The sequence below is a fragment of the Parapedobacter koreensis genome (genome assembly GCF_900109365.1).
In the GTDB taxonomy this organism is placed as follows: domain Bacteria; phylum Bacteroidota; class Bacteroidia; order Sphingobacteriales; family Sphingobacteriaceae; genus Parapedobacter; species Parapedobacter koreensis.
The window spans coordinates 133,128-155,747 of record NZ_FNZR01000009.1 but is presented as its reverse complement, the minus strand read 5'-3'; the positions used below and the strand labels follow the sequence as shown (position 1 = coordinate 155,747).

The following is a 22,620-nucleotide window of genomic DNA, read 5'->3' as shown; positions in this document are numbered from 1 at the left end:
TTGAAAATAAAGGCTTCCGTTTAGTTAGCTTTCGTCGTTATCGAGCATTTCCTGTCCGATAAACTCCCGGTAGGGGTCATTCGGGTACAGCACCGCATCAGGGTTGTGCCGGAAGGGCACGTCCGGATCAAACAGCTCTTCCAATGTCCGGCGCAGGAAGGCCACAAACTGATCCTTGATGTCTTCCAATGCGGCTCCCTCAGCAAGGAAATTGCCCCCTCGACCGCCCATGTAGAACAATGACCCCTCCTTGCGAAGCTTGCGAGCAATGTACAGGTTGGGTTCTACCCCGCGTTTGCCCGTCACCTGCTCGTACACATAGGTATAAAACAGCGTTTGGATCATCGCCTTATTACTCTTGGCCGAGGCGGGCGCAAACAGCGTGTCCAGCCCTTGGAACTTCACCTCATCCCGTCCTGTCTTATAATCCACGATGCGCGTCTTGTCATTTACCTCATCAACTCTATCGATGATGCCATAGAGCTTGACCGTCCGAAGTTCACCCTGCACCGTAATCGGAAATTCGACGGAATAGTCGCGCTCGTTTTCGAGTTCCACAATGCGCAGCGGCGCTACATGCGTCGCGTCATAATGCAGGAACACTGCGGCATATTCCTCGGCGACCTTGAGCAGGATGCGCTGCATGCTGTTAGGAGCCTGTATCCTTCCTGCTTCGCCGTATAACTCCTTCGACAACGCCTGCAAACAAATTTGGGGCAGGGTCTTGATTTTCCGGTGGATGGCGGAGGCCGTGATGGTGTCGCTTTCTGCTTTTAACTGCTCATAGGTGTCTTGCATCGCTTGGTGTACGACGCTACCCAGCCTATTCATCTCAAACTCTTCGGCCACCCGGGGTGGTTCTTTGATGCCAGCGATGTATTTAAGGAAAAAAAGGAGCGGCGATTGCAGGTAAGTGGTCAATGCAGAGGCCGACAATTTTGGACGGTCGGTGTTGGTATCATTCAGGTAGCGACTCAATTTGTGTCCTACTGCTCCGGTTTTGGGCACGCTGAGCGCCGACGGTGCAGGAATGGTTTTGATGGGTTGCTGCTGGCTGCGGCGTACGAAGGTAAACCGGCTTTCAAAAGTCAACTGGCGGATGAATCGACTCACTTCGCCGCTGTTATTGTCGTCTACCACAGCGTTGTATACGACCGTGATGTGCCGAGGATGTTGCAGCAGACGGTAAAACAAATAAGCCGAAAGCGCGTCCTGGTTTTCCAGCACGGGCAGGCCATTGGCGCGCCGGATGGAGTCGGGGATGAAGGTTGGCGCTGCCGTGATGTTGGGCAATGTACCCTCGTTGGCGCCAATGAGGTATACCTCATCGAAGTCGAGGCAGCGGCTTTCGAGCAATCCCATAACCTGGATACCCTTCAGGGGTTCGCCTTCAATAGGCGCCGATATGCTTTGAAGTGCTTTTCGGATGAGCGCGCACAGGAAAGGCAAAGACAGTTCGGAATAGTGAGCTAGTCCCTCCTGCAACAGGTTAAGGGCTTTCTTCACGGCAAGGATGAGCACCGCTTCAATGTGCCGGAGACTATGGGTTTCCTGGCGTTGTCGGAGCACGCCATCCAACAGTATATGCAGGGCTTGAAGGAGTGCATCATTGCTGGTCTGTGGTACAAAAAACGCAGGATAGCTGCCTGTTTCAAATTGGAGTTCGCTTGCAGGTACTTCCAGCCATTCATTGGCGACCATTTTTTTCTGCAATGCGTCGCGTTCGTCAACTAATACACCGCTCAGTGGATGGGTGAGGACGGCTTCTACGTCGAGGTGATGCACAGTGCGGCCTTGGTTGGCAGCCAGTTGTTGTTGGACACCCAACCAAAGGTCTACGAAACCGAAGAGTGTCGACTGTATCAAGGGATAGCCCATGGTGACATTAAAGTCAATGCCCTCGGGCAGGCTTTGCAGCACCGGAATCAGCAGGCTTTCGTCGGCCAAGATGATAGCCGTGCTGGTGGGGGCATCCCTGTCGGCAGGCCGATCCGCAATCAAAGTAGCTAACAATTTGGCTTGCGCCACTTTGCCGGAAGTAGCACGGATGTCTATTGGCCCGGTTTTGGCGGCCAATAAGGCTGGAACATCACCCAAAGCTTGCTTCAATCCATATTGCCGGATGTTTTTGCGTAGAAACAATCCCGCCTCCTGCAGGTCGTCATCCAGGTAATAACTGTCTGCATCAAAATAGAATAATGCTTTACCGACCTCCTGCCATTGGACGAACAGACGCACTTCGCAGCGGTTAAGCGCGTTGAAACCGATGAATGCCACCTGCTTGTATGCAACCATAAAATCGGGATTGGTGGCACGGCCTTCCACGAGGTCGCGGTAGATACCCGCTGTAGTAGCCAGCCCTTGCCGGATAAGCTCATCCTTAAACCGTCGGTAAAGGGTCGGCAAGCGCCCCCACAGCTGGAGGAATTTCTGTTGGATAGCCGTTTGTTTACCGACAGAGAAAGACTCCCAGAACTGCCGCATGAAGCGTTGCTGCTCGGCAGACAGGTGTGGGAATCGTTGTTGGAGCAGGGCGATGTCGCGCAGTTCGGCATAAACATCTTCCGGTGCTGCCAGATCGTAATCCAATTGGGCAAAGTCGCTCAGGATGGTTTCGGCCAATGGATAAAACTCATCCGGTGTTTCCTCCGGGCGACCCTCCTCGCGGAGCAATGCATTATGCAGTTGGTGCAGGATGAAGAATTGCATGAGCGAACTGGCCTCCGGTATAGTCGTAGATTGGCGGAGGAACTCCTGTATCGTGAAAAACGAAGGACTCCAAAGCGGCTTACCCGCCAGATCGGCTAAGTGCTTGCGCAGGAAGACAATGGGTCGTTTATTGGTCAGTACCACCGCCACGTCCTTCAGGTCATCATCAAACCGGGACAATAAATCTGCTGCAACTTGTCGGAGAAATGGGGGCATGGTTATCGGATTATGGTGCCGTGTTAAGCAATTCCCTTGCGGTCATAACAGGAAGATTGGCGGTTTTGAAGTCCCTTTTATTTCTCGTAATAATCGCATCCATATCATGAACTAACGCCGTATAATGTTGGGTAGCATCTTCAAAATCATCAAAGTCAGATCCCAACGCCAACTCGATAATCCGGTCATCGGTGGTAAGTATATTGACCAGAACTTTAAATTGGACGAGGATACCGCGAACTGCCTTGGGCTTATAATGTTTCAAAAGCAGGTAGTTCGTATTGGCAAAAGTCAGCGCGGATATATAGAGTGTGGTGTCGCTATAGTCCGGCAGGGAAAATAATTCCTGTGCATCTTTATAAAAATCCGCACGCTTGGCCAACAGGTCTATCACGATATTTGTATCGATGAATAGCTTCTTCATTAAGAATACTTCTTCGATAAATATTCATAATATTCACTTCTATAATCTTTCACGCCTTCATCAGGTATGATGCCAGTTAGCCTTTCGACTAAGGGGCTAACCTTTCGTTTGGCTTTTTTCTCAGGATTGACCGTCAGCGAGCTTAAATAATTTTCGATTAGTTGCGAGAGGCTTGTCTGATTATGCTTCGCATAATCCTTCGCCCTTTCAATAACGCCTTTATCCAATTTGAGTGTCAACTTTGTGTCCATGGCAATTCTTGTAATACGTACAAATATATTAAAAGTATCCGTATAATTACGCAATCAATTGTCGCAAGCCGTGTTATTGCTCGGCGTGGAGCCCGACCCTGTTTCCTTCGGTGTCAATGATGATGGCAATAAATCCTGCTGGCATAGCGCTGAGAATTTTCAACAAAGGTCAAAAATATAGCTGAGTTCATCCTGTGACGATCGTCACAGGATGAACTCAGCACGCTACGTTTTCTAATCCGGCTTAACGTTTCTCTTGCCACCCCAAGAAAAGAAGCTAATTGAGAAAGTGAAACCCGTTGTAAAATTTCAGGATAGTTGGCCGCTAAATATTCCAATCGTACCTGTGCTGAAAAGCGCTTGAACAATGTTGAAAATTCTTCTTGTTTCGTCGCAAACAGGCGTATGCAGTTTCGTCCCAAAGTTTCTATTTCGCTGGCTTGCTTGGCTGCCTGAAACAATTTATCCTTGTCAAAAACTACGGTGCTTAGCGGTTCACAAGCCACGATGTTAAATTCGGATTTTTGTCCGCTACCAAAGCTGCTGATGTTTGTTGCAATCTCATTTTCAAAGAAAAAGCCAGTATTTTTCACGACTCCGTCGATTTCGTAATAACTTTGCAGTAACCACTGTCGATGTAAAACAGTGAATGGCAAATCTGGCCCTGTTTTAATAAGCATTCATTTTTCTTAAATCCCCGTTTTGTCAATGCAGGTTGCAGTAGATTCCAGCTTTCGTCAGAAAAATCTGTTAGCGAATGAATGTATTTTAAAAGGTTGTCCATTGTTTTAACATGCTATTACACCTCCACCAACTTTTCCAGCGCTCCATAATACACATACCCTTTTACATTGGGCATACCCATTTCACGGAGGAGCAACTGATAGTTGACCACCTGCTTGAGGTGCGCTTCATCTTCATGTTGGGTGAATTTGAAGTCCAGCACAATGGTTTCATCGGGGCGTACCAAGACCTTGTCCGGGCGCAATGTCTTACCACCGGGCAGGATGATACTCCGCTCATTCCAGTGTGCATAATCGCCATTGAGCCACTGCGCCAATTGCGGGTGGCTCCACGTGTTTTGAGCAAGGGTCAGTACGTCCGCACGTTCTTCCTCCCGGAGCAATCCCTGCGCTTGCAGGGCATCCAATCGGCTTTCCAGCTCCATGGCAGAAGCCGTATCTGCCATTAGCTCATGCAGCAGTTGCCCATGGCGTTTAGCTGCATCCAGCCGCACGATGTCCAGTTCGGCCTGTATTTCCGGTCGAGCCAACTCTTCCTTCATGCGGGCGGAAGCGGGATAGTGACTAAATGACCAGCCAGTTCGGCCAGGCTTATGCTCCGTGTGGATAAGTTCTGGGGTGTCTCCCAGTTGTATGCCGCCATGAAAGACGGTGTGCAACTCATCTTCGATACCGGGCAGCACTTCCAGGAGCAGGTCGCCGGCAAGTAAAGCATTGATCTCTCCGGTGCCTTTCTTACCGGGTGCCGTGATGTATAAGTGTTTGCGTGTTCGGGTGGTCGCCACATAGAGCGTATTCAGGGCATCCATATAGTTGAACAGCATCTCTTCAAAATATGCCTGATAGAGACGTGACTTGCCGAGATCGCTTTTATACTTCACCGGTGTTTTGCGTAAAAGAGCATAAGGGGTGTCTTCCGTACTTACCCAAAAATTGCCGTTGGTGCGTCCATCGATGGGCCAACTGCAAAACGGAATCATGACCACATCAAATGCCAATCCCTTAGACTTATGGATGGTCAGCACTTCTACGGCATCGGCTTGGCCAGTGGCAGGAAGGGCCCTGTCGATCCCTTCCTCTTCCCAATAAGCTAAGAATGCCGGTATCCCGCGTTCGCCGTTGGCGGTGAATGCGGCAACGAGGTCACGGAAAGCCAGGAGATAGGGGATGCTTTCGTCATTCGTTTGGAGCCTGTAGGCCACGATGAGCGATTCGATGAGCTCCGCCAGCGGCAGCTGAGCCCACATTTCCCAATTGCTGCACAGCGGCTCCGGCAGCAGTCCGGTCAGTTCGGCCGGCTTACAGGCGCTTAGCCGCACCCATTCATCCGGCGAGACCGTTTCCCGGCGCAGCAGTTGGTTATACAGGTGGACGCAGTTGGCCATGTACAGCACCGCATCGGGCAGTTTGCCCACCAGTGCGCGCAGGGTGTCGATCAGCAGCCGGATAGCAGGATGGTTGGTCAAGGCCAGCGCATCACCCGAGATGACGTCAAAGGTAACGGAGGATTCCCGCTGCCGATCGAGCAAGTATTGGATGACTTCGCGGGCCTCGTTGTTCGTTCGTACGAGGATGCTGATTTGGCCAGGGCGGTAAGTGCCCGAAGACACCCATTCCAAGAGCGTATCCGCAAAACGGATCAAAGCCTCTTCCTTCACCGCGCTGGCGCGGTGGTTGTTGCTTTCCACGTCGATAAAATCTACTTGCACCGTGCCGCCTTTCTTTTGTGTGGTCGGCGGCAAGCGCTGGCGACTGTCTTGGTAGGCCCGGACGATGGTGTCGTGGTTGCCGGAGGTTTTCCACCAGCGTTCGTATTGTTCTTCGCCCAGCTCGTTCAAGATATGGTCATTCAGCCGTTGCTGCAACCATTTAGGCGCATGATCGAAAATGGCGTTATTGAAAGCCACGATGTTTTCATGGCTGCGATAGTTGACTTCCAGTGTTTCACTTTCGATGAGAGACGAAGTGTAAGCTGTGTTGAATGCCGTACCGATTTGCTGCTCTGCGCGGTCGAGCAGGATGCGCCAATCGCCATTGCGCCAGCGGTAGATGCTTTGTTTCACGTCGCCCACGATGAGATGTTCACTTCGTTTACCGGAGGCATTGCCCATGGCGTTGATGAGTAGGGGCCGCAAATTGTCCCACTGTTTCCGGGAAGTGTCTTGAAACTCATCAAAGAGAAAATGCCGGAAGCGGTTGCCGGTCTTCTCCCAGATGAAAGTCGGATCGCCGGACTCGTTGGTGCCGATGTTGTTGAGCAGGATTTGCGCATCGCTGATGAGCTGTGCCGCATTATCCCTGCGCCATTCGGCCAGCAAGGTACTCATCTCTTTGAGCAAGCGCAGGTAGTACAGGTTTTCGTCGATAGCTTTGGCAAGGTAATATGCTCCGCTTCGTTCGGTATATAGCGTATACAAATGTTCGAGTAGGGGATTCAAATCGTGGTATAACACGGCCATCTGCCCGGACAGCCTGCCTTTCTGCCATTCATCCGGCATATGGATGTATTTTTCGAGCTTTTTGATGGTGTCATAAGGATTTTGGGCGGAGAGACTCGGCAACTTGCCCAATTGGCTGCGCGATTTGCCGGCCAAGTCCATCACATCTACGCCTGATGCCGCAAAGGTGTCGGCTGCTGTTTTGAGCTGCTGCTCAAACGCCTCTTCAAACTGTTTGACGGTTTCCTTGCAATAGCTGTCTAAGCTGGCGAAAAGTTCCTGTTCGGGGATGTCGGACACCGCCTTATCAAAGTCCTGGAAATCCTCCTTGAAAATTTCCGAGGCGAGGTCACTTAACGCCCAACGGTAATTCCAGTTTTCATCCCGATCTATCCGCGTCTGTGCGTAGTCCATAATCCATTGCAGCAGGTCGGGCCGTTCGTCGAGCAAACGGTTGAGGCGCAGTACGAGATCGGCTTTCACCTTACGGATATTCATCTCCAGCTTGTATCCGGCATCGATGCCCAGTTCAAATGTGAATCCACGGATGACTTTTTGCGTAAAACCGTCGATCGTGCTCACCGAAAAGCGACTGTAGTCATGCAGGATTTTGCGGTATACCTCCGCCGCACGCTGTTGTAGGAAGAAGGTATCCCATTGGGGATAGGCTCCTAGCAGGATTTCGCGGTAGCCGGAGGCATGGTCTTCCTGTTGGCCATCTCCCGTGGCCAGTGCCACCAGCACTTCCAATATCCGGCCTTTCATCTCGGCCGTGGCCTTGTTGGTAAAGGTAATAGCGAGTATCTCGCGGTATTTGTTTTCACCCGAAAACAACAGCGTGAGGTAATGTGCCGTAAGGCTGAAGGTCTTACCGGAACCAGCCGAGGCTTTGAGTATTTTCAGTGGTGGTACAGTGGGCATCATCGCGTGTTTTCAGGGATGAAGATAGCAATTTTATGAATTAAACGGGGATATCAAAGAAATTGGTTATATTTGTCTCACCAAAACCTACTATGCTTTTTCGATTCATATATTCCCTACTTTTCTTCGGTTACGTCCGAACCGACTAGATACCCTATTCGTACTTGCTTCGGAGTGAATCCAGGGTGAGTCCACCTTGAGTCCAGGGTGAGTCCACCTTTTTGCGGAAAAACCTGGACTCACCTTGGATGCATGGTGAATACAATATGCCTTCACGGCGAATAAGGTATGAAGCAGGTACGACGTTGGTACGGGCAGGTTATAAAAAGCTTACGGAAAAGGTTAATAGATAGGATTGAGTGCTAAGTTAAGGAAGATTGGATATATTTCCAAGCCTTTTATTCCTTCTTCTTTATGGAAACAGCGCTTGTTGCTTATATGGACTTTCGTGTTCCAACAACCACTTCTTGCGCCACAGCCCGCCTGCATAGCCAATGAGCGAGCCGTCGCTGCCAATGACCCGATGACAGGGCACGACAATCCAAAAGGGGTTTTGCCCGTTGGCTGCGGCCACCGCACGGATAGCTTTCACGTCGCCGAGTTTTTTGGCAAGTTCTAAGTAAGAACAGGTTTTTCCAAAGGGAATGTCCAACAACGCTAGCCAAACACGCCGCTGGAAGTCTGTGCCCTTGAAATCCAATGGAAGATCGAATGCGCTGCGCTTACCTGCAAAATACTCCCGTAGTTGTTCCACGGCTGGTCTCAAATCATCAGGGATAGCAGCAGTAGGTTCCACAGCACTTGTGTTTAAAACGGAAATGGAAACAAGGCCATGTGCATGACCTTTAATGGCCGTGATGCCGAGGGGCGTGCGCAGGAAGGCTTCTTGATATTCCATATGCAATGATACGGAAATTCCGTCAGGTTGCTGGATGATTTCCTTAACTTTGCCGCCACCATGCAGCACCTTTCGCATCCCATCTATAACGTCCCGTTTGCCTTGCTTTGCCTCAGCTCCCTGCTGTTTTCGGCGAGCTTCAACATGCTGATACCGGAGTTGCCCGCGTACCTGAGTAGCTTGGGCGGTGGAGAATACAAGGGGCTTATCATCGCGCTTTTCACACTTACGGCCGGGATATCGAGGCCATTCAGCGGGAAGCTGACCGATACGGTTGGTCGGGTGCCTGTGATGGCTGTGGGTTCTATCGTATGCTTTGTATGCGGATTTCTTTATCCCGTGTTGGGCAGCGTAGCGGGGTTCCTGTTTTTAAGGCTTATTCATGGTTTTTCCACGGGTTTCAAGCCTACCGCTACGGCCGCCTATGTAGCCGATATCGTGCCACGTGAGCGGTGGGGGGAGGCTGCGGGTATTCATGGGCTGTGCTTTAGCATGGGGATGGCTATCGGCCCTGCGGTAGGCAGTGCTATCAGTCAATATTATTCCATCAACGCTTTGTTTTACTGTTCGTCGGCTTTTGCACTGCTTTCCATCGTCATTTTGATGAACATGAAAGAGACACTGCCTCAGCAGCAACGGCAGCGGCTACGGTGGTCATCTTTCCGTATCGCGCGGACGGACATTATTGATAGCCGAGTGATGCCGGCAGCTGTCGTCACGCTGCTGTCTTACGTGGCTTATGGTGTCATTCTCACCTTGATTCCCGATTGGACGGGCCATTTGGGCGTGACTAACCGGGGATTGTTTTTTGTTGCTTTTACGGTTGCCTCATTGTTGATTCGTTTTGTCGCCGGGCGGCTGTCCGATCGGTATGGCCGGGTAGTGATCATCAAGTACGGACTCGTCATTCTGGTACTGTCGTTGTGTGTGCTGGGATGGGGTGATAGCCTGTTTTGGTTAATGGTGGGGGCTGCCATCTATGGTATTGCCACGGGTATCCTCTCTCCGGCGGTGAATGCCTGGACGATAGACCTTAGCCATCCCCAACATCGTGGCAAGGCAATGGCGACCATGTACATTGCGCTGGAGGCAGGCATTGGCGTGGGAGCGCTGATGGCGGGCTGGATATACCACGATGTGATTATCCGTATACCCTTTATTTTATATGGAACTGCAGGTATTGCTGTTATGGCTTGGTTATATTTGCTGAATTATCGGCGCAGCGACGGTCAAGAAAAAATAACCACATAGTGAATCCTACCAATTCGCTATGTTTGCATTATGATTGTTTATAGTTCCAAAGACTGGTTCCACGCCACGTTTACGCTGCATAAATCGGATACGATACGTAAGCTATTTCCCTTGCTATTGCTTATGGGGCTGTATTCAGGAGGGATTGCTTATTGGGAACTGGAATACCTGAAACTTTCTGAACGGAGTTGGGTAAGAAACATCACCATCTTGCACAATTTGCTGGGATTTGTGATGTCCATTTTACTGGTATTCCGCACAAACACGGCGTATGACCGCTGGTGGGAGGCACGGAAGCAATGGGGTGCACTTACCAATGCGAGCCGCAATATGGCCATCAAGCTAAATGCATTCCTTACGCCGCAGGATGAGGCCAGCCGGGACTTTTTCCGAAAAACCATCGCCATGTATGCGCACACCTTATTTGAGCACCTGCGTTCGAATAGGACGAAATTTATGCTGGATGAGAAACACCATCCCGAATTTGAGGGGTTGGACAATCGCAAGCACGGTCCCAATCAGGTGGCTGCGCTGATGTACAGCCGTGCCAATCGGTTGTATAAGGAAGGGCTGCTCACAGGCGACCAGTTGATTGTGGTCAATAACGAGCTGCTGGCATTGACCGATGTCTGTGGGGCTTGCGAGCGGATAAAGAATACACCCATACCTTGGTCATATAGCTCGTTTATCAAGAAGTTTATCATCCTTTACGTCGTCACGCTGCCGCTGGGTTATGTGTTTTCAATGGGTTATTTTGTGATAGCGGCCGTGCCCTTCGTATTTTATGTGATGGCATCGTTGGAAATCATTGCCGAATCCATCGAAGATCCATTTGGGGAAGATCCGGATGACCTGCCCATCGACAAGATCGCGGAGAATATCAATAAACATGTAGCGGAAATCATCCGCTGAGAGGCGGCGCTTATTGCATATCAAATAAGTGTTTCTCGGCGTGGTAAGACGATCGTACCAGCGGGCCGCTTTCTACGTACTTAAAGCCCATGCGTAGCCCTATCTCTTGGTAATATTTGAATTGGTCGGGCGTAATCCATTCCACTACGGGGTGATGTGCCTTGGTGGGTTGTAAATATTGACCGAGGGTAAGGATATGCACGCCAGCTTCATAAAGGTCCGTCATTGCCTCGATGACATCAGCCTCGGTCTCGCCGAAGCCGAGCATAATGCCTGATTTGGTGCGCAGCCCGGCAGCTGAAATGCGGCGCAGGCACTCCAGGCTGCGATCATATTTGGCTTGTATACGTACCTCACGGGTGAGGCGGCGCACGGTTTCCAGGTTATGCGATACGACCTCCGGCCGTACGGCAAGTATACGATCCAAATTATCCCATTGCCCCTTGAAATCGGGGATGAGGGTTTCCAGCGTAGTACCGGGACTTTCGCGACGGATGGCATTGACCGTCTCCGCCCAAATGGTGGATCCCCCATCTTTAAGGTCATCGCGATCTACGGAGGTAATCACGCAGTGTTTTACCTGCATGAGCTTCACCGATTGAGCCACCCGGTTGGGTTCATCCAGATCGACTGCTAACGGTCTTCCTGTAGCCACGGCGCAGAATGAGCAGGAACGTGTGCAGATATTGCCCAATATCATGAACGTAGCCGTGCCAGCGCCCCAGCACTCACCCATGTTCGGGCAGTTGCCACTCTCGCAGATGGTATGGAGCTTATGTTCATCTACCAATCCGCGGACATGCCTATATTCTTTGCCTACCGGTAGCTTGACGCGCAACCAATCGGGCTTGCGCTGCAATTGGTGTGCTGGGATGACAGGAAGTTCAATCATAAAGGCAAAGTTAGGGATTAATCTTGAAATTTGGGTACGGGCATTTGTTGGTTTTGTCTCATAAAACGGGGCAATGCTCAATACGGTTCCTTGGAGAGTAAACCTTCCTGTGCTGTGGCATCCAGCGCCGCGTATTCGCTTGGCGATTTCCCGAAATAGGCCTTGAATGATTTTCCAAAGTATTTGGGATCGCTGAAGCCAACGTGATAAGCTACTTGGCTTACCGGGAGATTGCCTTGCGCAAGCAGTTGTGCCGCTTTTCTGAGCCGTAGGACATTGATAAGTTCAATGACGCTTAGGTCTGTCATTTGTTTCAGCTTGCGGTATAATACGGGGCGGCTCATGCCCAGCTCGCTGGCCAATCTGTTGACGTTGAATTGTGTTTCCGAGAGATTATCTTCAATAAGCTGGATAACTTTTTGCAGAAAGCGTCGGTCTGCCGACGGTTCATCAAGAACCTGCCGGGGCGTCAATACATAATCCCGGATAAATTTCTTGCGAAAGCGTTCGCGCGCGGCAAGGCTATTGCGGATTTTCAGTGTCAATACGTCGAGGTGAAAGGGCTTCGTGATGTAGTCGTCGCCTCCGTATTGCAGTGCCTCAACCACATTTTCAATCGATGTGCGCGCCGTGAGCAACAAGACCGGAATGTGGTTGGTTTCCACGCTCTGCTTGATATTTTTAAGCAGCGATATGCCGTCTGCTACCGGCATCATGATATCGGAAATCACGAGGTCGGGCAATTTGGCTTGGACGAGCTGCCACCCTTCGTGCCCGTCGGCCGCTTGCAATACCGTATATGTGCCGTGCAATGCTTGAGCAATCAGCGTGCGTATCTCTGTATTGTCTTCTACCACGAGGATAATCGGTTGATGTACGCTGGTCTGCTCGGCAATAGCTACCGAAATCGCCGGGTAGGTATCGCCGTCTGCTGTATTTTCCGAATCGGATACTGCTGCCTTTTCGGATGTTTCGATCGGTTGGCGTATGACGTTCTCCCCGTTGAAATGCGTATCACCCAATGGTAGCTCAACAGTAAAGCAAGTGTAAGTAGGTTTTCCTTCGCCATATTGGCTGTCTACATAAATCGTTCCGCCATGCAATTCCGTAATGTTTTTGACAAGTGCCAGTCCGATGCCCGAACCAAGGTGTCTCCGGTGCTGCTCGCCGCCTGTACGAAGCTGGTAATAAAACTCGAAGATGGAAGCCAGCTTATCGCCCGGTATTCCTTCGCCATTATCCCACACCCGCAGGACGGCTGCTCCTTGGCTGTATTTTTCGGAGGCGCCGATTTTTTCAATACTGAAACGAACGTTGCCGCCGACAGGCGCGAATTTGAAGGCATTTGATAAGAGGTTGTACACCACTTTCTCTAATTGATCGGGGTCAAACCACACGTCAATGGGTGATGCCGGCTTACGGTATTCAAAACGGATGTGCTGTTCGTCGGCATAGGGGCCGAATTCGGCGACAATGCGGTCGGCGAATGCCACCAGGTCATGGGCTGTCACGGCAAGCTGGAAATTCCCACTTTCCTGCTTGCGGAAGTCCAGCAACTGGTTGATCAGGTTGAGCAGCCGCAACGAGTTATTTTTGACGGTGCTCATCATCGTCCGTGCGTGTTCTTCCAGCTTTGCATGTGTGAGCAGGTGCTGTACAGGCGCGAGGATCAGTGTGAGCGGCGTGCGGAATTCATGGGAAATACTGGTGAAAAAGTTGAGCTTGATTTCGTTGATCTCCCGCTGCCTTTCGTTTTCCAGGTGTTCCAGTTCCAGTTGATGTTCAAGACGGCTCCGGATTTTGGTAAACCGGATAATCAAATAAATGCCTACGGCCACTAATGAGGCATAGCCAAGGTAAGCCCACCATGTTTTCCACGGCGGAGGCAATATCTTAATCGTAAGGCGGGCAGGCACCTCATTCCAGATGCCATCGTTGCTCGCTCCTTTGGCCAGGAGCGTATACGTCCCGGCATCGAGGTTGGTATAGGTAGCCGTGGGCGTCTGGACATAGTTCCACTCGCTTTCCAAGCCTTCCAGTCGGTAGGCATATTTGTTTTTTTCGGGAAGCACGTAATTGATGGCCGAAAACTCCACTGTGAAAATGTTTTGGGCGTGGGAGAGCACGATGGTGTCCGTCATGGACACTGGCTTGCTCAGCACGCTGTTGCCGCCGGGGGTGACGGGTTTATTGAAAAGGCGGAAATCCGTAAAGATAATAGGCGGCACGTATGTGCTCGCGCTGAAATCGTGTGGATTGAAGCAGGTAATCCCGTGTGAGCCACCAAATATAAGTTGGCCGTCTGAGGTCTTGCAGTACGCGCCGATGGAAAATTCATTGCCCCCCAGGCCATCCTTGGTATTGTATGATTTGATATCCCCTGACGTGGGATCAAACGCACAGATGCCATTGTTTGTGCTCAGCCATAGCAGTCCCTCGTTTTCCAATATGCCGAAGATATTATTGCCCGGCAAGCCGTCGTCCTCGGTTAGGTGGGTAAAGGTTCCGGTATCGTAGTGGTACTGGTTGAGCCCGTTTTTGTAAGTGCCAAACCATATCCGATGTTCAGCATCTTCAAATATACTGATGATGATATTGCCACTGATGCTGCCCGGATCATCCAGCGAAAAACGGAATACCTCGAACTGATCCGATCCTGCGCGTCGGAGATTGAGCCCATCTTCGGTACCGACCCAGAGATTGCCTCGGCTGTCGATAAAAACGGTCCTTACCAGATCGGAGCTGATGTGGTAGCGGCCCGTTTTTCCTGCGCGGTAGCTTTCAAAGTGCATGCCGGCCCTATTTTTTTTGAGATTCAGGCCACCGCCATAAGTGCCAAACCACATATTACCCTGTGCATCTTCTTTAATGGCATAGACGTTGTTGTTTGACAAGGAGTGAGCGATTGCAGGGTCGTGCTTGATATGCTGGAAGTAGGATGTCCCTTTTGTCAGCAAGTTAAGCCCGCCGTTGTAGGTACCTACCCAAAGGTTGCCCTGTCTGTCTAGGTGTAACGACTTGACATGGTTGTGGCTCAGCGAACCCGGTATTTTGGGGTCGTGCTTGAAATGGTTGTATACGTTGCCGGCACGATCCATGTAGTTCAGGCCACCGCCTTCCGTACCTATCCAAAGGTTGTGGGCCTCGTCTTCCAGTAGGCCACTTATGACATTATAGCTGAGGCTACTTACATAGGGACTGTGTGCGTAGTTCTGAAAAACGGGAATATGCCGGTCGTACACGCATATCCCACCGTAATAGGTCCCGATCCAAACAGAACCCCGCTTGTCTTGGAAGATGGGCCGGATGGAATTGTTGCTGAGTGAAAATTGGTCATGGTCATTTGCCGTGTACGTGGTAAAGCCCGTTTCCTCGGTGTAATAATTGAGGCCATTGATGGTGCCAATCCAATAGCCGCCGAAGCGATCATTGATGATGCTTCGCACGTCGTTGTTGGCCAAGGATCGACCGTTGGCATCCGGTTGATGTTGGAGGTAGGTAAAGGTTTTTGTATGTGTGTCATACACATTGATGCCACCCTGTTTGGTGCCCATCCAGAAGATGCCATCGCCCACTTCCTGTACCACCCGTACATCTTCACTATTGAGCTCCCCGGGAACGCGGCGAAAATGTTTAGCGAGCCGTAATGGCTGGCGTGACTGATACGGTGCAAATATCAGCACGCCATTTACTGTACCAAGCCAGATGTTACCTGTCGCATCTTCATAGAAAGACTGCACATTATTACTGCCCAGCGGGACTCCCCGATTGCTGTACATGTTGGCATCAAATACTTGTATAAGCTGTTGTGCATCAGCATGCTCGTCCCAACAGTATAGCCCGTGAGAAGTCGCTACCCACACGCGGCCATGCCGGTCTTCGACAATAGCCGATATGATAGGCTCGGACGTGGTGTTTCCCGATTGGTTATTGGCTAAGGGAAACCGTACAAACCGATCACGTTGCCGATCATATTGGTTGAGCCCGGCAGCGGTACCGACCCACAGGCGCTTTTTGCTGTCTTCGAGGAGCGACAGGATGTAATTGTCTGTCAACGATGCGCTATCGGTGGGAATGTTGCGGTAAATGTTGATGTTGCGAGCGTCATAACGATTAAGCCCGTCACGCGTACCCACCCACATGAAGCCCAGGTAATCCTGACAGATGGAGAAGACGCTGCTTTGTGAGAGGCCGTCCCTCAAGCCAATACGTGTAAACCGCAGGTTTTTGTCAGTCGCTTGACCAAAGAGCAACTGGCCCGTAAGGAGTACAAGGGCAAGCATTAAAAAGTTAGCCGGACTTATCCGCATGGTCAATTGGTTTGTTAAAAGCCCGCAATATCAACAATTATCTTGTCAAAAGCAACGCCAAGGAAGGATCGCCTGACCGCTCCAACCGTTGCTTGCGCGAAAGTGCTTCCAGAAAGTAATAGTCGGCATAGACGAGGGGCACATCCACCTCTGAACCTGCCGGCTTGGAGCCGGTACTGTGCAGCAATACAAATCCATGATGGGTGTCGGCATCGGCTTTGTAATGGGTAGCAAGGCTATGGACTACATGGTCTGCGTATTGCTTCAATGCCAGCGAATCGGTGGTGAATGTACAGAGTTCGTACAGGCCCGAGGCGATAACGGCCGCAGCTGAAGCGTCACGTGGCTCATCGGGAATTTTTGGAGCATCGAAATCCCAGTAAGGGACGCCATCCGCGGGCATGTGCGGATGCCGCATCAGCCATTGTGCAATGGCCAGTGCTTTATGCCGGTATTTTTCATCCTTCGTCTCGCGATAGCACATCGTGTAGCCATACAGCGCCCAAGCCTGTCCACGCGCCCAGGTCGACTCATCGCTATATCCCTGATGGGTATTGCGGTGTGCTACCTCGCCCGTTTCAGGATGGTAGTCGATGACATGGTAGGAGCCGCCATCCGGCCTGAAATGGTTCTTCAAGGTGGTATTGGCATGGGACACAGCTATGTAATAAAATGAGGAATCGCCGGTAAGCTTGGTAGCCGCAAACAACAGTTCGAGATTGAGCATGTTGTCAATGATCACGGGAAAATCCCAGCGGTGGCTATTGTGGTCCCAGGAGCGGATACAGCCGACATTGGGATTGAAACGCGTAGCCAAAGTTCGTGCGGCCTGAACGATTACGTCCCGATAGCGGGGATCTTCCGTCAGGCGATAGCCCTGTCCATAACTGCAGTAGATTTTGAATCCCATATCGTGTGTGCGGCCATTGAATTTTTCATTTTCCAGCTTGGTGGTCATTTCCCGGGCGGCATCCAGCCATTTATCGGCTTCCGTAAAGGCGTACAACTGCCACAAGATACCCGGGAAAAAGCCACTGGTCCAATCGGTGGGTGCTACCAGGTGTAACCGGCCGTCGGCATCCAGCGTACGCGGGGATACCCGTCCGTCCGAAGAAGTCAGCAACCGCGTTTCTTCCAGCAGGAGTCCTATTTGGCCCTCACTGAAACGGATTACCCGCCCCACATCGAGGTCTTGGGAAACGCCGATGCGGGACAGGAGCAGCAATCCGGAGATTAAACTTGTTTTAATGAGGTGTTGCATCAATCTATGGTTAACGTCCGCCTGAAAGCGGTGGAAAAAATATCGACCCGGTACTCCGGCGTAATGTGGTCTTCGAAGTTGATTTCAACCACACGGCTTCCCGGCTCGGGGTTATTGAGGAGCTTCACATACACCGTATCCGTTGCTTTTCTGGCCTGTGGGAATGTCAGGGAAAATTTTCCCTGACTGTTGGGCTGGATGGTATTCCCATCCCTGTCCACGATTTGAAAGTCTTCGCCAAGCACAGCCGGATTGGGTACATCAGGCGTCACCACGGCATAGTGGGCCACCGCATCGTAATTGCGTGTAAATTCGGAATAAAACTGAACGGGAAATTTGACCAAATCGGTTTGTGTCCTATTGATCGTTACGCCGCTGTTGTTGTTGGGTACGTACACAATATAGTAATGGTGTTCATATTCCGGAAGTCCGGCAGGGTAATCCTTATCCTCGCAGGCAAAGAACCATCCGCTGGATAGCAGCAGCAAGGTAATGAATATATTTCGTGTTTTCATGGTTGTCTATCTTTTTGATTATTGCCAATTGGGGTTTTGTATCACGTTGCCTCCGCTCAGGGTAATTTCATTGAACGGGATGGGGTAGAGGTAGTCGCGTGCAGGGTTGAATGCGCGGACGTTAGTATCTTCGACAATGAGGATTTCATTTTCGTTGAGGTTGAGGCTGGATTGATCAGCTCCCAACCATTCATCTGCATTGAACTTGGCTCCCAGCAACTGGCTGGGAAGCAGGTTCTCGGCGGTTTTCCAGCGTATAAGGTCGTCATACCGGAATCCCTCCAACGCCAACTCCACGGTACGTTCCCGGCGTATTTCTTCGCGCATGTCCAATCCGTTGGCCGAGGCAAACGCATTCGTAAGGCGCGCGTCAAAACCTGCACGTTGCCGTAAGGCGTTGATGGTGAGATCGAGGTCGGCATCACTGATAGCGCCATCCAGCTCATACTTGGCTTCGGCATACGTGAGCAATACCTCGCCGTAGCGGATGAGTATTTTATCCACGGTAGCTGCGCCGTTTACCTGCCTATCGAGAATGCTGAATCCTTTTTTGGCGGCATAGGCCGACCGTGATCCAAGGGATGTGCGCGGGATCCAGGGCCCCAGGTAGGCTTCTTCGCCGGCGCGGAACAGGGTCATGCTCATACGCGGATCGCGGTTTTCGAAGATGGTGTTATAGCTCGTCTCCTCACTTTCTTCTACAAAGAACACAGACCGCGTATTGGATGGCGTGTTTTCGGCGGTGAATGCAGGCAGGCCATCGGCATAGAGGTACTGGCGCAGGAGGTTGCGTGTGGGCGCATTGCGGCCGTTTTCCATATCGCGGGACGTGTTGTGCCCCACGATGAGGTTGTCCGAGCTGACGCCATAGATTTTGACGAAGATGTTTTCCGTGTTGTTGGGCCCTTCGGCTTCGTGCTGGAAGAGCGCGCCGTAGTCTGGATACAGAACATGGCCTTGCCCCATCACTTCACTCGCTGCCTGCACCGCCAAGGTGAGGTGTTGCTGCCAATCACCGTCGTTGTGGAATTTAGCCCGCGTGCCCTCATATAAGGCGATACGCGCTTTCAACGACCAGGCGGTGCTTTTGGTCACGCGCCCGTATTGTGCGGCGGGCAGTTCGTCGCGCGAGGGAAGCCATTGCGCGGCGAAATCCAGGTCGTCGTAGATGGCCTGTACCACCTCAGCCCTGGGTGTACGGCCCATGTTCAGTGCTTCATCGGTGATGTCCAGCGTTTCCAGCAAGAGGGGAACGTCGCCATACTTCTGTACCAACCTGAAATACGCATAAGCACGGAAAAAACGCGCTTCTCCGAAGTAGCGATTGCGGACAGCTTCGGATACCTGCGCTCTGCCGCCTTTTTCCAGGATATTATTGGCCGTGAAAATATCACGGTAGGGATGGTTCCAGTCGTCGCTCGTGTTGGGAATGGTACGGCTTCCGTTGCTTGTTTGGTTGGGCGTCTGATTGACGTTGTCTTCAGCCCGACTGTCTAACTGAAAACCGGCAAGCAATTGGTAATGTCGGTTGGCAGCGTTTATCAGATCTGACTCGGTGTTCCAAAAATCGGCATCTGAAAATTCGCTCTCGGGGAACCGATCTAGGCTGCAACTGCCGAAGCAAATCGCTAGACTCGATAAAAACAGGATATTATGAATGATTCTTTTCATGACATTTTCAACTTAGAAGGTGACATTTAAACCAAAGGAAAGGGTACGGAAGAACGGATAGGCTGTAGCCTCTACGTTATTTCCTACTTCCGGATCAAAGACACTCAGTACCTTGGTGTATTCCCAAAGGTCCTGGCCGGAAAAAAAGACCCGCATCTGCTGCACATAGCTGCGGTTTATCGGGATGTTGTAACCCAGTTGCACGTTTTTCAGGCGGATATAGCTGCCATTTTGCGCCCACTTGTCTGAAGGCCGGAAGTTATGTGCACTGGTCTGGTACATCCGTGGGAATAGCGCATCGGGGTTTTCGGGCGTCCACCGATCCATATGGATAGTCCACGGCATGTCGGCCGTACCCAGCATGGGAGATAGCGTGCCTTCATCAATCAGGAATGCCCGTTTGGCCGCTCCCTGGAAAAAGACGGACAGGTCGAAATTTTTCCAATTGAGCCCCAGATCCAGTCCATAGGTATAACGAGCATTGGTGGTGCCTAAGTAAACCAAGTCGCCGGGGTTTTCGGGTGTGCCTTCGCCTGCGGAGATGACGCCATCGCCGTTCAGGTCGAGGTATTTTACGTCACCAGCGCCCGCGTTGCCGGGAAAGAATGGCGTGGATACATTGCTTTTGTAGGCATCGTATTCTTCCTGTGTTTGGAAATAACCATCGGTACGATAGCCCCATACGCTATTGAGGGGATAACCTTCCAGAAGACTAACGGCTCCGCCGTTGCCTATCGAATTGCGGCCATCGTATTTGACCAACTCATTCTGATTGTCCGAAATGTTGAACCCTAAGCGGTAGCCCAGGTTATTGATGTTGTCGCGCCATTTGACATCCAGCTCCCAGCCCCAGCTTTTCAGCTCGCCGATGTTCACGCTGGATACACCTACACCAATGATATTCGGTACATTCAATTGGGCCAGCATATTTTTATTGCGGTTTACGTAATAATCGGCGGTGAGTGTCAATCGATCCCGCAAGAAACCCGCATCAATACCGACATTGGCTTCCTGCACGGTTTCCCAGGTTTTTTGGGGTGAGGCCAAGGTGTTCTGGAAAAAGTATTGCGTCCGTAAGTCATTGAAAACCAAATTCGATTGGTTTGTCACAGTCAATCCGCTAATCAGCAACGGAATATAGTCGTACAATCCTAGGACAGAACCGTTACCCAACCGCCCCCATGACCCCCGAAGCTTAAGTGCAGAAATAACGGATTGGTCCTGCATGAAGTTTTCTTGGTCAATACGCCAGGCAGCGGAGAATGAGGGGAAGATCTCCCAGCGGTTTTCGGGTGCCAGGCGTGAGCTGCCGTCGTAGCGGAAAGAAGCCTCAAACAGGTACTTTTCCCGGAAGTTGTAGTTCAACCGCCCGAAAAAAGAACCCATAGCCCAGGTTTCCACCAAATCGCGGTTGGTTTTGGTGAGCGGGTCCGCAAAGTTGAAACTGAAGAAATCGTTTGTAATCATGGATTGAGCGCTTGCTCCAAATTCATCCTTGCGGTATTCTTCAAACGACGCGCCGCCCATCAGCGTGAAATTATGGCTGTCAGCCAACTGGAGGTTGTAAGTCAGGTAGCCTTGCAGGTTGTTGTGGTAACCCCGGTTTTTGGTCATGCTCATGCTGTTGGGTACGTTTACCTGGAAACGAGTGGTATTGGTTGTCCGACCCCACCACGTAATGCTCCGTCTATTGTTTTCCATGGAATAATAGTCCTGGTTTCGCCAGCCTACCAGATCCAATGTGAGTCCTTTCACGACGTTTTTTACTTTGAGGTTCAGCCTACCCGTGAAAGTCTCATAGTCGCGTGTTTCCAAGCCGCCGTTCTTCTGGATGTCAACGGGATTGATTTGAAGGTCGCCGTTGTAAGGCTGCCCGGTCATGTCCTCTTCGGGTGTATACAGGCTTTGGCGCGTCCTACTTCGATATAGCCGATTGATGATTTGTTCGGTTCCGAAGGCATTCCGGTTGATATAAGAGCCGATGTAACCCGCAACTACTTCCACGCTCAGGTATTTGTTCAGTTCCGCATTGATATTGGCTTTCAGGTTATAGCGGGAATTGTCGTCAGGGCCGTAACGCAATACCCCGTCACGCTGGTAGTAACTTCCGGAGACGAGGTAATTGAGCCGATCGGTTCCACCTCCTACGGAGAGGGAGTAGTTTTGCATGGTATTGACCTTGTCCATGCCTTCCTTCAGCCAGTTGTTGTTGTCAAAATATTCCCAGCGATCTTGTGCAGGGTTGGGCCGATAGGAGAAATTTGGGTTTTTTAACCATTCAATTTGCTCCTCGCTGAACTCAGGGGTACCTGTGGCGTTAAAACGGGATTCGTCAATGAGCGTTTGTTCATCCCACGAGTTGAGGCGCTGGGGTTGGCGGGCGGTAATGTTTATCCCATAATAATTGTTGAAGTTGATACGGGTGCGGCCTTCTTTTCCCCTTTTGGTGGTGATGAGGATGACACCGGCTGCGGCCCGTGCGCCATAAATGGCTTTCGCCGAAGCATCCTTTAGTACCGATATCGACTCAATATCGTCGGGATTCAATAGGTTCATGTCCATTTGGATACCGTCTACAAGCACCAAGGCTTGAGCGGTATTTGCCGAGGTAAAACCGCGGATACGTACATTTAATCCTTCATCGCCAGGCTGGCCGCTGCCGCGGATAACCGTAACACCCGGCAGCACACCTTGCAGGGCGCCGGTAAGGCTGGGTGTGGGTCTATTGGCAATCTCCGCGCCGGTTACCTGGGCTACGGCGCCGCTCAGGTTCACTTTTTTCTGTGTACCAAACCCGACCACCACTACTTCATCGAGCGTGGAGACGTCTTCTGCCAATGTGACGTCGATAACGGTACGGTTGTCGATTGGAATTTCCTGCGAGACACTGCCCAGTTGCGTAAAAACGAGGATGCCGTTGCCCGGTGCGTTGATACGGTAGTTGCCTTCGGCGTCCGATGCGGCAGCTGTACTCGTGCCTTTAACGGATACACTGACACCGGACGCCTGTGTCCCATCTTGGGAAGTGATTTTTCCTGTCACAGTAATGGGCGTCTGTGGGTAGGCGATGCTTGCCCAACAAACCAGCAGTGTGATTACGAAGGCGTAGCTTCGTCTTGTTGTAGAACGTATGCTCATCTGTATAGGTTTATATGAGTTTATAAAATAGTTACAGCGAGCAAAAGTAAGGGGTGGCGACGCGCCCCAT

14 protein-coding genes are annotated in these 22,620 nt (G+C 51.1%); 2 read left to right on the top strand and 12 right to left on the bottom strand.

The window, feature by feature from the left end; genetic code table 11:
- Positions 1–24: 24 nt before the first annotated feature.
- From BMW65_RS19265 to BMW65_RS19240, 6 genes are all read right to left on the bottom strand, one after another.
- On the bottom strand, positions 25–2,925 hold the full coding sequence (locus BMW65_RS19265; RefSeq protein WP_090607947.1) for a PD-(D/E)XK nuclease family protein: 2,901 nt from the start codon (positions 2,923–2,925) through the stop codon (positions 25–27).
- Between the two features lie 10 nt (positions 2,926–2,935).
- Positions 2,936–3,349, bottom strand: a complete 414-nt coding sequence (locus BMW65_RS19260; protein WP_090607945.1) for a type II toxin-antitoxin system VapC family toxin — start codon at positions 3,347–3,349, stop codon at positions 2,936–2,938.
- Entirely contained in the window at positions 3,349–3,600 is a 252-nt protein-coding gene (locus BMW65_RS19255) for a DUF6364 family protein (protein WP_090607944.1), read from the bottom strand. The genes BMW65_RS19260 and BMW65_RS19255 overlap by 1 nt, the downstream gene beginning before the upstream one ends.
- A 113-nt stretch (positions 3,601–3,713) precedes the next feature.
- A complete protein-coding gene (locus BMW65_RS19250) occupies positions 3,714–4,280 on the bottom strand; it encodes a Crp/Fnr family transcriptional regulator (protein ID WP_218145467.1) in 567 nt (188 codons plus the stop codon).
- Between the two features lie 119 nt (positions 4,281–4,399).
- Positions 4,400–7,705: a UvrD-helicase domain-containing protein gene (locus BMW65_RS19245; RefSeq protein WP_090607941.1), complete on the bottom strand. Its 3,306-nt coding sequence runs from the start codon at positions 7,703–7,705 to the stop codon at positions 4,400–4,402.
- Between the two features lie 409 nt (positions 7,706–8,114).
- Entirely contained in the window at positions 8,115–8,678 is a 564-nt protein-coding gene (locus tag BMW65_RS19240; protein WP_245747695.1) for a methylated-DNA--[protein]-cysteine S-methyltransferase, read from the bottom strand.
- Here BMW65_RS19240 and BMW65_RS19235 point away from each other — a divergent pair.
- Together BMW65_RS19235 and BMW65_RS19230 are read left to right on the top strand one after the other, a co-directional pair.
- Positions 8,661–9,851, top strand: coding sequence for an MFS transporter (locus BMW65_RS19235; protein ID WP_090607940.1), 1,191 nt, complete (start codon positions 8,661–8,663; stop codon positions 9,849–9,851). The genes BMW65_RS19240 and BMW65_RS19235 overlap by 18 nt on opposite strands.
- 30 nt (positions 9,852–9,881) lie before the next feature.
- Complete coding sequence (locus BMW65_RS19230) at positions 9,882–10,763, top strand: bestrophin family protein (RefSeq protein WP_090607938.1); 882 nt, start codon at positions 9,882–9,884, stop codon at positions 10,761–10,763.
- A gap of 10 nt (positions 10,764–10,773) precedes the next feature.
- Here BMW65_RS19230 and lipA read toward each other — a convergent pair whose 3' ends face one another.
- The 6 genes from lipA to BMW65_RS19200 all read right to left on the bottom strand — a co-directional run bounded on the left by lipA (position 10,774) and on the right by BMW65_RS19200 (position 22,550).
- Entirely contained in the window at positions 10,774–11,655 is an 882-nt protein-coding gene (gene lipA / locus BMW65_RS19225; RefSeq protein WP_090607936.1) for a lipoyl synthase, read from the bottom strand.
- 77 nt (positions 11,656–11,732) lie between these two features.
- Positions 11,733–15,965, bottom strand: a complete 4,233-nt coding sequence (locus tag BMW65_RS19220) for a hybrid sensor histidine kinase/response regulator transcription factor (protein ID WP_090607934.1) — start codon at positions 15,963–15,965, stop codon at positions 11,733–11,735.
- A 37-nt stretch (positions 15,966–16,002) separates the two neighbouring features.
- Positions 16,003–17,226, bottom strand: a complete 1,224-nt coding sequence (locus BMW65_RS19215; protein ID WP_090607932.1) for a glycoside hydrolase family 88 protein — start codon at positions 17,224–17,226, stop codon at positions 16,003–16,005.
- On the bottom strand, positions 17,226–17,741 hold the full coding sequence (locus tag BMW65_RS19210; protein WP_090607931.1) for a hypothetical protein: 516 nt from the start codon (positions 17,739–17,741) through the stop codon (positions 17,226–17,228). The genes BMW65_RS19215 and BMW65_RS19210 overlap by 1 nt, the downstream gene beginning before the upstream one ends.
- Positions 17,742–17,759: 18 nt before the next feature.
- Positions 17,760–19,412, bottom strand: a complete 1,653-nt coding sequence (locus BMW65_RS19205; protein ID WP_090607929.1) for a RagB/SusD family nutrient uptake outer membrane protein — start codon at positions 19,410–19,412, stop codon at positions 17,760–17,762.
- 12 nt (positions 19,413–19,424) lie between these two features.
- The gene (locus BMW65_RS19200; protein WP_090607927.1) at positions 19,425–22,550 is read right to left on the bottom strand and encodes a SusC/RagA family TonB-linked outer membrane protein; all 3,126 of its coding nucleotides are present in this window, start codon (positions 22,548–22,550) and stop codon (positions 19,425–19,427) included.
- Positions 22,551–22,620 lie beyond the last annotated feature (70 nt).